The following is a 13663-nucleotide window of genomic DNA, read 5'->3' on the forward strand; positions in this document are numbered from 1 at the left end:
AGCGGCCCCGGCCGCTCGTTTGTCGTTGTACCGGGTAACGGTGCGGCGGCGACTCTTTCCGTCGCGCAACCCTGATAATCTGAGCACCATCATCATAACGAGGAGCGGACGTTTGGCGGAGAAAAAGCTGTTTACTCCCATGTCTGGTTTGCAGCGTCTCTTTGAGGCCGGGCTGATAGCCATCATTTTACTGGCCGTGTTCATGATGCTGTCGCTGTTGTCCTATCATCCGTCGGATCCGGGCTGGTCGCAAACCGCCTGGGGCGGTGACATCAGCAACGCCGCCGGCCCGGCGGGCGCCTGGCTGGCCGACATACTGCTGTTTGTGTTCGGTTTTTCCGCCTACCTGCTGCCACCCTTCATGGTGTTTGTGGGCTGGGTGACCCTGTGGCGCCCCAAGGGGCTTATCGACATTTGCTACCTGACCCTCAGCCTGCGCATCATCGGTTTTCTGATGGTGTTGCTGAGCCTGCTGGCGCTGGCCAGCATGAACATCGGCGATATCTACTATTTTTCTGCCGGCGGCCTGATTGGCGACATGCTGGCCGGGGCCCTGGATCCGGTGTTTGGCGGCCTGGGCACCACCCTGATGCTGCTGTGCTGCTTTGCCACCGGCGTCACCTTTTTCACTGGCTGGTCCTGGCTGCTGATCGTGGAACGTCTCGGCGCCCTGGTGATGGAAGCACCGGGCTGGCTGTCGACGCTGCCGGAGCGGATTGCCGACTGGCAGACCCGCCGTCGCAGTGGCGCGCCGCCGGTGGCGGTGGCCAGCCAGCCAGCGCCCGCGGTCGACACGCCGGCCCGGGAGGCGGGCTTTGCCGGCTGGCGCCGTTTCCGCGATCGCCTTGGCCCCGCCCGGGAGGCGGAGCTTGAACCAGAGCAGGACGATGAAGATCCGTTGCTGGCGCCGGCGTCGGCCGAGCCCGCTCCCCGGCCTGCTCCCCAGAAAAAACTGCCGCCCCGGCGGCGGGAGCCGGTGCTGAGTGCCCCGGCCATGGACGACGATGAGCCGCCGGTGGCCACCTTAGCCGAGGCCAATGGCTGGAGCCTGGATGACGACGATGAAGAGCTGGACCTGCCCTGGGCCGGGGAAGACGACGCCGATGATACCGAGGTGGTGCCGCCCCGACCTGCTGCGCCATCTGCGCCGGTCGCCAGGCCCCGTAACAACCAGCTGAGCCCGGTGCCGGACGTTACCCTGCTGGACCCGCCCAAGCCGCGCCAGCACGCAGTAAGCGAAGACGAGCTGGAGCGCATTGCCCGGCTGGTGGAAGCCAAGCTGGCCGACTACAACGTGCAGGCCAGTGTGGTGGGTGTGTACCCGGGGCCGGTGATCACCCGCTTTGAGCTGGATCTGGCGCCCGGGGTCAAGGTCAGCAAGATCACCAACCTGGCTCGGGATCTGGCCCGTTCCCTGTCCGCCATCAGTGTGCGGGTGGTGGAAGTCATTCCCGGCAAGCCCTACGTTGGCCTGGAGCTGCCCAACACCCGGCGGGAAACCGTGTACCTGCGCGAGGTGATCGACACCGAGCTGTTCCACCGCAGCCAGCATCCGCTGACCATGGTGCTGGGCCAGGACATCGCCGGCGAGCCGGTGGTGGTTAACCTGGCCAAGATGCCCCATGTGCTGGTGGCCGGTACCACCGGCTCGGGCAAGTCGGTGGGGGTCAACGTGATGATACTGTCGATGCTGTTCAAGGCCACCCCGGAAGAGGTGCGCTTTATCATGATCGATCCCAAAATGCTGGAGCTGTCGGTGTATGAAGGTATTCCGCACCTGCTGACCGAAGTGGTCACCGACATGAAGGAAGCGGCCAACGCCCTGCGCTGGTGCGTGGGCGAGATGGAGCGGCGTTACAAGCTGATGTCGGCCATGGGGGTGCGTAACCTCAAGGGCTTCAACACCAAGATACAGGACGCCATCGACGCCGGTGAGCCGCTGCGGGACCCCTTGTGGCAGCCCACCCAGTCCATGGACACCTATCCGCCGGCGCTGGAAAAACTGCCCCATATTGTGGTGGTGATCGACGAATTCGCCGACATGATGATGATCGTCGGCAAGAAGGTGGAAGAGCTGATCGCCCGTATCGCCCAGAAGGCCCGGGCCGCCGGCATCCACCTGATCCTGGCGACCCAGCGGCCCTCGGTGGACGTGATCACCGGCCTTATCAAGGCCAACATTCCCACTCGCATGTCGTTCCAGGTGTCGAGCAAGATTGACTCCCGCACCATCCTCGACCAACAGGGCGCCGAGTCGCTGTTGGGCATGGGCGACATGCTCTACCTGCCTGCCGGCGACAGCAACCCCACCCGGGTACACGGCGCCTTTGTGGACGACCACGAGGTGCACAAGGTGGTGGCGGCCTGGAAGGAGCGGGGCGAGCCCGATTACATCGAGGATATTCTCAGTGGCGAGGTGGGGGCCGACGGCCTGCTGCCCGGCGAGGCGCCGGAAGGGGCTGACGGCGAGCTTGACGAGCTGTTTGACCATGCGGTGGCTTTTGTCGCAGAAAGCCGCCGGGGCTCTACCTCCAGTGTGCAGCGCAAGTTCAAGATAGGCTACAACAGGGCTGCTCGTATCATCGATCAGATGGAAGCTCAGGGCATCGTTAGCCCGGCGGGCAGCAACGGTCAACGGGAAGTGCTGGCACCGCCGCCGGCGAGGGGATAATTGATGAAAAAACTGATGACACTGGCCGTGATGCTGTGGTCCGTGAGCACCTTGGCACTGGCCGATGCGGCCGGCGAGCTGCAGCAAAAACTGTCGGCCCTGGGGCGCTTTTCCGCCGATTTCAGCCAGCAGGTCTATGACGAAAGCGGCGCGCCCATGCAAACGGCCGAGGGCAGCATGCAGCTGGCCCGGCCCGACCGGTTCCGCTGGCACACTACGTCGCCGGACGAAAGCCTGATCGTGTCCGACGGCACCGATGTGTGGATGTACGATCCCTTCGTGGAGCAGGTGAGCATTCTGCCTTTGGCCCAGGCGGTGCAGAACACGCCGTTTTTGTTGATTTCCGGCGCCGATCCCAGCCGCTGGCAGGGCTATAACGTCAGCAAGCAGGGCAGCAGCTATGTGGTGGCCAGCAAGGATCCGGCGGAGCTTATTCAGCGTTTTACCCTGCGCTTTGATACCCAGGGGCGGCTGGCACGGTTCACCGTGGTAGAGTCGGGCGGCCAGCGCAGCGAATTTACCCTGAGCCGGTTTAACGCCAGCCCTGAGCTTGCCGCCAACGCCTTTCGCTTTATCCCGCCGGCGGGGGTGATGGTGGACGATCAGCGGTAAGGACAGACCATGAGTACCCTGAGCCTGGACTTTGAGCAGGACGACTTTCGGCCACTGGCGGCGCGCATGCGCCCCGAGCGCATCGATCAGTATCTGGGCCAGCAGCACATTCTGGCGCCGGGCAAGCCGTTGCGCCGGGCCCTGGAAGCCGGCCATTGCCATTCCATGATTTTGTGGGGGCCGCCGGGTACCGGCAAGACCACCCTGGCCGAGCTGGTGGCCTACTACTGCGATGCCCAGGTGGAGCGGGTGTCGGCGGTGACCTCGGGGGTGAAGGACATTCGCGCCGCCATCGAGCGGGCCCGGGAGCACAAGCTGGCCGGCCGGCGCACCATTTTGTTTGTGGATGAGGTGCACCGCTTCAACAAGTCCCAGCAGGATGCCTTTCTTCCCCATATCGAGGACGGCACCGTCACCTTTATCGGTGCCACCACCGAGAACCCGTCTTTCGAGCTTAACAACGCCCTGCTGTCCCGGGCCCGGGTTTACCTGCTCAAGCGCCTGGAAACCGGCGAGGTGGAAGCCATGCTGGAACAGGCGCTGCACGACGAGCGCGGCCTGGCGGGGCAGGGCATCATACTGGCCGACGGGGTGCAGCGGGCCCTGGCCGAGCTGGTGGACGGCGACGGCCGCAAGGCGCTCAATTACCTTGAGCTGCTGGCGGACATGGCTGAAGAGCACAATGGCGTGCGCCATATCGACAAGGCCCTGCTGGCGGAAGTGACTGGCGAGCGCCTGGCCCGTTTCGATAACCAGGGGGATCTGTATTACGATCTGATTTCCGCCATTCACAAGTCCATTCGCGGCTCCAACCCGGATGCCGGCCTGTACTGGTATGCCCGCATGATTACCGCCGGCTGCGATCCGCTCTACATCGCCCGGCGGCTGCTGGCCATCGCCTCGGAAGACATCGGTCTCGCCGACCCCAAAGCCATGGACGTGGCCCTGGCCGCCTGGGACTGCTTTACCCGGGTAGGACCGGCGGAAGGAGAGCGGGCCATCGCCCAGGCCATTGTCTATCTGGCCTGTGCCCCCAAGAGCAACGCCCTGTATACCGCCTGGAAGGCGGCGCTCAAGGACGCCCGGGAATTGCCCGACTTTGAGGTGCCCCTGCACCTGCGCAATGCCCCCACCAAATTGATGCAGGAGCTGGGCCACGGCGCCGAGTACCGCTACGCCCACAACGAGCCCGGCGCCTATGCCGCCGGCGAAACCTACCTGCCCGAGGCCATGGCCGGCCGGCGCTACTATGTGCCCAACGAACGGGGCTTTGAGCAGAAAATTCAGGCCAAGCTCGACTACCTGAACCAGCTTGACCAGCAGGCCAGTCACAAGCGGTAGCCAGACCGGTCTTGCTCGCCTTGGCCCGCCGGCGAGGATGCTGATAAACTGTGGTCCGAACCGACTTTAATCTCTCGCGTGCAAACGCATCACACGAATTTAAGGTAACTCATGCTGGACTCCAAATACCTGCGCAGCGACATTGACGACACGGCCGCGCGGCTGGCAAGCCGCGGTTTCACCCTGGATACCGCCCTGTTCAATGGCCTGGAAGAGCGCCGCAAAACCCTGCAGGCCCGTACTCAGGAGCTGCAGGCCGAGCGCAATGCCCGCTCCAAGGCCATTGGCCAGGCCGCCCGCAGCGGTGAAGACATCGCTCCGCTGAAGGCGGCGGTGACCGCCATCAACGACGAGCTGGACGGCTGCAAGGTAGAGCTGGATCAGCTGCTGAACGAGATTCAAGGCTTTTGTGCCGCCATTCCCAACCTGCCCCACGAGTCGGTACCGGTGGGCAAGGACGAGCATGACAACGTCACCGTGCGCAGCTGGGGCGAGCCTACCCAGTTTGGCTTTGAGCCGAAGGATCACGTGGCCCTGGGCGAAGCCCTGGCCGGCCTCGACTTTGAAGGGGCGGTCAAGTTGTCCGGCTCCCGCTTTGTGATCATGCAGGGGCAGATTGCCCGCCTGCACCGGGCCCTGGCCCAGTTCATGCTGGACCTGCACACCACCGAACACGGCTACACCGAGTGCTACGTGCCCTACCTGGTGAACAGCGACAGCCTGTACGGCACCGGCCAGTTGCCCAAGTTTTCGGCAGACTTGTTCCACACCGCCATTGAAGGCGAGGGTGAAGAAGAGGGCAAAGTGCGCCGCTTCTCGCTGATCCCCACCTCGGAAGTGCCGCTGACCAACATCGGCCGGGACGAGATCTTTGAGCCGGCCCAACTGCCGCTCAAATTCACCGCCCACACCCCCTGTTTCCGCTCCGAAGCCGGCTCCTACGGCCGCGATACCCGGGGGCTGATCCGCATGCACCAGTTCGACAAGGTGGAAATGGTGCAATTGGTGCATCCCGACACCTCCTGGGATGCGCTGGAGGAAATGGTCGGCCACGCCGAGAAGGTGCTGCAGCGTCTGGAACTGCCCTACCGGGTGATGGCGCTGTGCACCGGCGACATGGGCTTTGGCGCCGCCAAAACCTACGATCTGGAAGTGTGGCTGCCGGCCCAGAACACCTACCGGGAAATCTCGTCGGTTTCCAACTGCGGTGACTTCCAGGCCCGCCGGATGCAGGCCCGGGTGCGCGGTGCCGACGGCAAGCCCCAGCTGCTGCACACCCTCAATGGCTCCGGCCTGGCGGTGGGCCGCACCCTGGTGGCGGTGCTGGAAAACTATCAGCAGCAGGATGGCCGTATTCGCGTGCCCGAAGTGCTCAAGCCCTACCTGGGTGGCCTTGAGTTTATCGGCTGAGGCAGGTGTGACCGAGAATGAGGCCGGGGTAGTGACCCCGGCCTTTTTTGTTCGGGAGTGGGGCCGAATCACGGTGGACTAATTTCATATTGAATGAAGTTTATCCGCTTTTTCGTCGCCTTTTACCAAGTGGTTTTGATAGAATGCGCGGCAATCAGGAGGGCTTCGGCACTAACATGATGGTTTGGATAGACTACGTAATACTCGGCATTATCGGCCTGTCGGCCCTCATCAGCCTGGTCCGGGGCTTCGTCAAGGAAGCCATGTCGCTCGCCACCTGGGTGGCCGCCTTTTTCATCGCCAGCCGTTTTTACGCCGATCTGGCGGTGTTTCTCGATATCACCGATCCGCTGTTTCGCAATGGCACCGCCATTGCCATTCTGTTTGTGCTCACCCTGATCCTGGGCGCCCTGGTCAACTACATTATCGGCGAGCTGGTCACCCGTACCGGCCTGTCGGGCACTGACCGGGTGCTGGGCGTCTGTTTTGGCGCCGTGCGTGGCGTCTTTATCGTTGCCGCGCTGCTGCTGTTTGTCGATACCCTGACCGCCTTTCCCCATAGTCCGTGGTGGAAGGACTCCGTGCTCATTCCCGAGTTTGGTATCGTGATCCAGTGGTTTTTTAACATGCTGCAGAATTCATCCAGCTTTTTACCCCCCAAGCTATAGTAATTCGAGGAAATTTGGACATGTGTGGGATTGTCGGTATTCAAGGTACGACCCCGGTAAACCAGGCGCTTTACGATGCCCTGACGGTACTTCAGCACAGAGGACAGGATGCCGCCGGCATCGTCACCATCTCCGGTGATACCTTCCGCCAGCGCAAGGCCAACGGCCTGGTGCGGGATGTGTTTGAAGAGCGCCACATGGAGCGCCTCATCGGTAACGTCGGCATCGGCCACGTCCGTTATCCCACCGCCGGCAGCAGCAGTGTGGCCCAGGCTCAGCCCTTTTACGTGAACTCGCCCTTTGGTATTGCCCTGGCCCACAACGGCAACCTGACCAACGCCGCCGAGCTGAAGGAAGAGCAGTTCCGGGTGGCCCGCCGCCACATCAACACCACCTCCGACTCGGAAGTGCTGATCAACGTGCTGGCGCACGAGCTGGATCAGCAAACCCAGAAGCTGCACCTGGAGCCGGAGCACGTGTTCGCCGCCGTGGCCAAGGTGCACGAGAAGGTGCGTGGTGCCTATGCCGCCGTGGCGGTGATCATCGGCCATGGCATGCTGGCATTTCGCGATCCCAACGGCATTCGTCCGCTGGTGCTGGGCAAGCGCGATGCCGAAAATGGGGGCACCGAATACATGGTGGCCTCCGAGAGCGTGGCCCTGGATGCGGTGGGCTTTGAACTGATCCGCGACGTGGCGCCCGGTGAGGCGGTCTACATCACCGAGCAGGGCGAGCTGTTCACCCAGCAGTGTGCCGCCGAGCCCCAGCACCACTCCTGCATTTTCGAGTACGTGTATTTTGCCCGCCCCGACTCCTTTATCGACAAGGTGTCGGTGTATGCCGCCCGGGTGCGCATGGGCCAGAAGCTGGGCGCCAAAATTGCCCGGGAGTGGGAAGATCTCAACATCGACGTGGTGATCCCCATTCCGGAAACCTCCTGCGACATCGCCCTGGAGATTGCCCACAACCTGCAGTTGCCGTACCGCCAGGGCTTTGTGAAAAACCGTTATATCGGCCGTACCTTTATCATGCCCGGCCAGCAGCAGCGCCGGCAGTCGGTGCGCCGCAAGCTCAATGCCATTCCGTCCGAGTTTGCCGGCAAGAACGTGCTGCTGGTGGACGACTCCATCGTGCGCGGCACCACCTCCGAGCAGATCATTCAAATGGCCCGGGACGCGGGTGCCAAGAAGGTGTATTTCGCCTCGGCGGCACCGGAAATTCGTTTCCCCAACGTGTACGGTATCGACATGCCCTCGGCCAACGAGCTGATCGCCTATGGCCGCGAGTCCGAGGAAATCTGCAAGCTGATCGGTGCCGACGGCCTGATCTTCCAGGAGCTGGAAGATCTGGAAGACGCGGTGCGCCATTTCAACCCCGAGCTGCGCCGCTTCGAGACCTCGGTGTTTACCGGCGAGTACGTGACCCAGGATGTGAACCAGGAATACCTGGACGCGCTCAACTCCCAGCGTAACGACAGTGCCCGGCAGAAAGACAGCATCGATAACAGCCATCTGGAAATGTACAACGAAGGCCAGTCTTAAGTTGGAGCGCGGGTCTTGTCCCTGAATAGGGGCGGCTTGCCCGCATTAGCGTCTGAAGGGCGCTCCTTTTGAACGCATTGCCGCTTCGCGGCAAATGGCAGGCGGGCCGCCTGCGCTCCATAAAAAAGCCGGGGAGTTCCCCGGCTTTTTACGTTTTGCGTGCCACCTTAATAGGTATACACCGGCCCGATGCCCCAGCTCCATACGATGACCGAGCCGACCATGATGCACACCAGCAGAATAAGGCCGCAGGTCACGACCGAACTGGCATAGATAAAGCCGCGCTCTTCCGGAATGTGCATGATGATGGGCACACCGGAATAGAGCAGGTAGACCGAGTAGGCCAGGCCCGCCAGCCCCACCAGCATCAGGAACACCGGCTCCGGATAGAGCACCGCCAGCCCGGTCATGAACAACGGCGTGGCGGTGTAGGCGGCCAGCTCCATGCTTTGGGTAAAGGTCGGGCTGGCGCCAAAGGTTTTGGCCATCCAGTAGGTGAGATAGGCCAGGGCAAAGACGCCGCCGATAAGGGTGAAGTACATGCCCACCGACATCACCAGCGCGCTTGGGGTGGTCATCATGATGGTGTTCTGGGTACCGAAATTCCAGCCGATGAGGGTGGCCGAAATAAAGGTGCAGACAGACGGGATCAGGGCGATGAACGCCAGGTGTGTCAGGCTGTAGGTCAGGCTTTCATGGTGATCGTCTATGGTATGCCACTCATCCTTGGGGTGGGCATACAGACCCCAGATGTGGTTTAAAATCATGGCTCTTTCCCCCAAATATTCCGCAGCCGGCTGGCTGAAAACGGGTGTGAGTTGAAACGAGGGTGTTCGCTTCGCCTCTGATTAGTTATTGGTCATGCCATGACCTGCGTCAAGTTTTTCTACGTATAAACCACAATAATTAAGCGATTGCTAACATGGCCATCACGGTGGTGGCGGGTGCGCCTGTTGCCGCCAGTCAGTGGGTACCGAGACGGCCCCGCCGGCCATGGCCGGCGGGATGAGAGGTCACTCAAAAAAACGCCCGAGGTGGTGGCTTTTAAGGCAAAACGGCCTTGTTTACATAGGGGATTTTAGCGTTCTCTGATAGACTGCCCGCACTTTAAACCGCCAATAAGAAAAACAATGACTTCTGGCTGGTGCAGCTTCTGAATGGAGGCTGCTTGATGTGCCCGGTCGTCATTTTTCGATATCCATGCTCGCAACCGTAATTCAACAGGCCATTATTTTGCTGGCCATGGGCTGGGCGCTGTCGCTCAATGTGCGCAAGGGCTGGCATAACCCCCGGCTGATGATCCTGACGTCCGGTTTCTGGTTCGGGCTGGCGACCACGGTCTGCATGATCCAGCCCCTGACCGTGGCGCCCGGCGTTTTGCTGGATGCCCGTAACGGCGTCATGTTTGTGGCCGGGCTGTTTGCCGGCCCGCTGTCCGGTGCCCTGGCGGCCCTGATGGCCGGGGGCTTTCGGCTCTGGATCGGTGGGGACGGCGCCATCACCGGCCTCATTAATCTCTGGCTGGCGCTGTTGCTTGGCCTGGGCTTTCGCCATTGCGTGACCCAAGGCTGGCTGCAAATCCGGATCCGACACCTGTTGCCGGTGGTGTTGCTGCTTCATGCCGGTACCCTTGTTGTGGTGACGCTGCTGATGGGGCCGGAGAGCCGGCTGCTGCTGCCGGTGCACCTCTGGCCTTTTCTGGCGGTGATGGTGCCACTGACCCTGATGCTGACACATATTCTGCGGGATGCGGAGCAGCGGCAGTGGGAGCAGGCGGCCCTGAAGGAAAGCGAGTCTCGCTTGCGGGCCATTACCGGTGCCCTGCCGGATCTGATGTTCGTGATGGACGAGGACGGCCGTTACCTGGAGGTCATGGCTTCCCAACCCTCCCTGCTGTATCCCGTGGACGACAGCGTGATCGGCAAGCGGGTGGACGAGTTGTTCAAGGCCGAACAGGCCGAGATGTTCGTGAACTTCATTCGCGAAACCCTGACGCGGACGCACCCCCACCGCCTGGTGTATGAGCTGGAGACCTTTGAGGGCCGGCGGATTTTTGAAAGCCAGGCCCAGGCCATGGACGCTCCCCTGGATCACCGGCGCGCCGTGGTGGTGCTCACTCGGGATATCACCCAGCGGGTGCGCAATGAAACCGAGCTGCGAATTGCGGCGGTGGCCTTTGAAAGTTTTGAAGGCATGCTGGTGACCGATGCCCAGAACCGAATCTTGCGGGTCAACCGGGCCTTTACCGACATTACCGGCTATACCGCCGACGAGGTGATGGGTTACACCCCGGCCCTGTTCAGCTCCGGCCAGCACGGCCCCGAGTTTTACCGGCAAATGTGGCAATGCATCAACGAGCAGGGGCACTGGCAGGGGGAAATCTGCAACAAGCGCAAATCCGGCCAGGTATACCCCCAGTGGTTGTCGATCAGCGCGGTGCGCGACGAACAGGGCACCGTCAGTCATTATGTGGCCTCCATTACCGACATTACCCAGCGCAAGAAGGATGCAGAGCGCATCAATCACCTGGCGTTTTATGATGGGGTGACCGGCCTGCCCAACCGCCGCTCTCTCAATGAACGTATTCGGCAGCATCAGGACGACCGTCACGGCGCCGGGCTGGTGTTTATCGATCTCGACAACTTCAAGGACATCAACGACCTCTGGGGCCTGGCGGTGGGAGATCAGCTGTTGCTGCAGGCGGCCCAGCGGCTGAACAAGTCGCTGCGGGAGCAGGACATGGTGGCGCGGCTGGGGGGGGACGAGTTTGTGGTGCTGTTGACCGGCCTGCCACGGGATCGCAACCGCGCTGCCGCCCTGCTGGAGCAAACCGGCCATCGCTTGCTGGCGTTGCTGGAGCAGCCGTATGTGCACGAGAATCATATGTTGCGCTGCAGCGCCAGCATGGGAGTGGTGTTGCTGGAAAACAGCGAGCTGGCGCCCGATGAGCTGGTGCAGCAGGCGGAGCTGGCCATGTATGACGCCAAGCGCGGCGGCAAGGGCAAGCTGCGGTTCTTCGATCCTCGCATGCAGGAAGTGGTGGCGCAGCGACTGCGCCTGGAAGAGGACATTTTACGCGGCCTGGAAGCCGAGGAATTCAGGGCGCATTTTCAGCCCCAGTTCGACTTTCAGGGGCACATGATCGGCGCCGAAGCCCTGGTGCGCTGGTACCATCCCGAGCGGGGCGTGCTGGCGCCCGGCGCCTTTATTGCCGTGGCCGATGAAGCCGGCCTGATGAACCGCATCGATCGCATGGTGCTGACCCAGTCCTGCCGGCAAATGGCGGCCTGGGCGCGGCTGCCGGCGTTTCGCGATTTTACCCTGTCGGTCAACATCAGTGCCGCCCGGCTGTATCAGGCGGAATTTATTGAAGACGTGCTGGCCATTTTTGAGCAGACCGGGGTCAGTCCGACGGCGATCAAGCTGGAAATTACCGAATCCATGCTGCTGGATGACATGCCCACCGCCATTGCCCGCATGCAGACCCTGAAAGCCCACGGTGTCCGCTTTGCCATTGATGATTTTGGTACCGGCTATTCCTCCCTGCTGTATCTGCAGCAGTTACCCTTGGATCAGCTCAAGATCGATCAGTCTTTTGTGCGCGCCCTGCCTGCCGATGAAAACAGCCTGAGTATCATTCAGGCCATCGTCGCCATGGCCCACAGCCTGAAGCTGGAAGTGATCGCGGAAGGGGTGGAAACCGAGGCCCAGCGCCAGTTGCTGCATCAGCACGGCTGCCACCACTATCAGGGGTACCTGCTGTCCCGTCCCGAGCCCGCCGAGGTGGTGGAGGCCATGCTGGCCGAGCGCCTCTGCTCTTAAAGCGTTTCGCTGAGGATCACTCGGTTGCGGCCTTCGCGTTTGGCCTGGTAGAGGGCGCGGTCGGCCTGCTTTAATACCTGGCCAATGGCCGTGCCGGTCTCGGGCCAGTGGGCAATGCCCAGAGACAGGGTAATGTGGCCGACCCCGGTGATGGCCATGTTGGCCACGTGTCTGCGCAGGCGCTCGGCTACCTCGCGGGCGTTGTTGGCGGAGGTGGCGGGAAGAAAGATCATGAATTCCTCGCCGCCGCTGCGGCACAGGGTATCGCCCCGGCGCGCCTGCTCCTGCATCACTTTGGCCAGGGTCTGAATGACCAGATCACCGGTATCGTGGCCGAACGTGTCATTGACCTGCTTGAAGTGGTCAATATCCAGCGCGATCACCGAAAATGGCGTCTTTTCCTGCTCATAGCTGTCCAGCACATGCTGCATGCCCCGGCGGTTGAGCAGGCCGGTGAGGGTATCGGTGTGGCTGTCGGTATGCAGCTTGTTGATGCGCTCATTGAGCAGGCCAATGCCCCGCAAAATGGCCCGCTTGAGCTGGGCCGCCTCAAAATACCAGGAGCGTACGCCGGAAATATCGGCCTGTGCGCTTTGCTTGTTCATCAGGCCGGCGGAGGTAGCCAGCTGCCATAAGGGACGGGAGATAAACAGCGCCGACAACCAGATCCCTGCCAGGGTCAGCAGCCCTACGGGAAGGCTTTTCAGCACCACGCTCAGCAGATGTTCGTTTATGCCCGCCAGAGTAGCGGCCTTGGGTCGTTGTACCACTATGCCCCAGCCGGTGCTGGCCACCGGCGCAAAACCGGCGAGCATGTCGATGCCTTGGGAGTTGACCACGTGATGGGCATATTCCCGGCCCTGGAGCACTTCCTCGATGGCGTTGTTCCCGCTGATGCGTTCGCCGATACGGGTGGCCTCCGGGTGGTAAATCAGGGTCTGGTGACGGTCAACCACATACAGGTAGGAGCCGTCCTGGTAGTAGTGTTTGCCGAGCAGCTCTCCCAGAATGTTGCTTTGTTGCAGATAGATGGTGCCGGCGATATAGCCGAGATAGTCGCCGTTGGCGGCAAACACCGGATGGGAGAGGCTGACGATATAGTTGCCGGACGGAGACACAAAGGGATCGGTGATCAGGGGCTTTTTCGCCTCCAACGACTGCCGGGCACGGGTGGAGGTAAGCTTGAATCCCTTCATGTTCAGGGTATCGGGGGAGGTGGCCAGGACCACGCCGGCGGCGTTGACCACCACCACGGAGTTGAAGGTATTGCTCTGTGCATGCAGCCGCCGGGCCTCCGCCATCAGCGCCGGTTCGTCAGCCATTTTCGTGACCAGTTCAGTGGCACTGTAAGCCAGTTGCTGACGGGTGGACTGAATAAAGCTCTCGGTCATTTCCGCCAGCTTGGCCGCGTACACCCGGTTGGCTTCCAGGGTGTTGTTGATAAGCAGGGTGCGCTGTACCTCGTAGGTGGCATAGAAGCTGTTGCACAGGGTGATCACCACGCTGAAGATGGCCATGGCCAGCATCAGGTTGCGAAGGTTGAGCCGGGGCAGCGGGCTGGATGACATGAATACAGAACCTGGAAACGGGGGAGTGGT

At 61.8% G+C, this 13663-nt stretch carries 9 protein-coding genes; 7 read left to right on the forward strand and 2 right to left on the reverse strand.

Annotation, left to right across the window (positions count from 1 at the left end; genetic code table 11):
- Window positions 1–112 precede the first annotated feature (112 nt).
- The 6 genes from GU3_RS07365 to purF all read left to right on the forward strand — a co-directional run bounded on the left by GU3_RS07365 (window position 113) and on the right by purF (window position 8243).
- On the forward strand, window positions 113–2671 hold the full coding sequence (locus tag GU3_RS07365) for a DNA translocase FtsK (protein ID WP_014291899.1): 2559 nt from the start codon (window positions 113–115) through the stop codon (window positions 2669–2671).
- Window positions 2672–2674: 3 nt separating this feature from the next.
- Window positions 2675–3283, forward strand: a complete 609-nt coding sequence (gene lolA, locus GU3_RS07370; protein WP_014291900.1) for an outer membrane lipoprotein chaperone LolA — start codon at window positions 2675–2677, stop codon at window positions 3281–3283.
- A 9-nt stretch (window positions 3284–3292) separates the two neighbouring features.
- The gene (locus GU3_RS07375; protein WP_014291901.1) at window positions 3293–4624 is read left to right on the forward strand and encodes a replication-associated recombination protein A; all 1332 of its coding nucleotides are present in this window, start codon (window positions 3293–3295) and stop codon (window positions 4622–4624) included.
- Window positions 4625–4735: 111 nt separating this feature from the next.
- Window positions 4736–6034, forward strand: a complete 1299-nt coding sequence (gene serS, locus GU3_RS07380; protein ID WP_014291902.1) for a serine--tRNA ligase — start codon at window positions 4736–4738, stop codon at window positions 6032–6034.
- A 179-nt stretch (window positions 6035–6213) separates the two neighbouring features.
- On the forward strand, window positions 6214–6702 hold the full coding sequence (locus tag GU3_RS07385) for a CvpA family protein (RefSeq protein ID WP_014291903.1): 489 nt from the start codon (window positions 6214–6216) through the stop codon (window positions 6700–6702).
- Window positions 6703–6722: 20 nt separating this feature from the next.
- Entirely contained in the window at window positions 6723–8243 is a 1521-nt protein-coding gene (gene purF / locus GU3_RS07390) for an amidophosphoribosyltransferase (RefSeq protein ID WP_014291904.1), read from the forward strand.
- Window positions 8244–8410: 167 nt separating this feature from the next.
- Here purF and GU3_RS07395 read toward each other — a convergent pair whose 3' ends face one another.
- Window positions 8411–9010, reverse strand: coding sequence for a Yip1 family protein (locus GU3_RS07395; protein ID WP_014291905.1), 600 nt, complete (start codon window positions 9008–9010; stop codon window positions 8411–8413).
- A gap of 433 nt (window positions 9011–9443) precedes the next feature.
- Here GU3_RS07395 and GU3_RS07400 point away from each other — a divergent pair, with 433 nt between their 5' ends.
- A complete protein-coding gene (locus GU3_RS07400) occupies window positions 9444–12065 on the forward strand; it encodes an EAL domain-containing protein (RefSeq protein WP_041543022.1) in 2622 nt (873 codons plus the stop codon).
- Here the strand turns inward: GU3_RS07400 and GU3_RS07405 are convergent.
- Window positions 12062–13633 (reverse strand): diguanylate cyclase, encoded by a 1572-nt coding sequence (locus GU3_RS07405; RefSeq protein ID WP_014291907.1) that lies wholly within the window; start codon window positions 13631–13633, stop codon window positions 12062–12064. The genes GU3_RS07400 and GU3_RS07405 overlap by 4 nt on opposite strands.
- Window positions 13634–13663 lie beyond the last annotated feature (30 nt).

The organism is Oceanimonas sp. GK1, from assembly GCF_000243075.1.
GTDB lineage: Bacteria > Pseudomonadota > Gammaproteobacteria > Enterobacterales > Aeromonadaceae > Oceanimonas.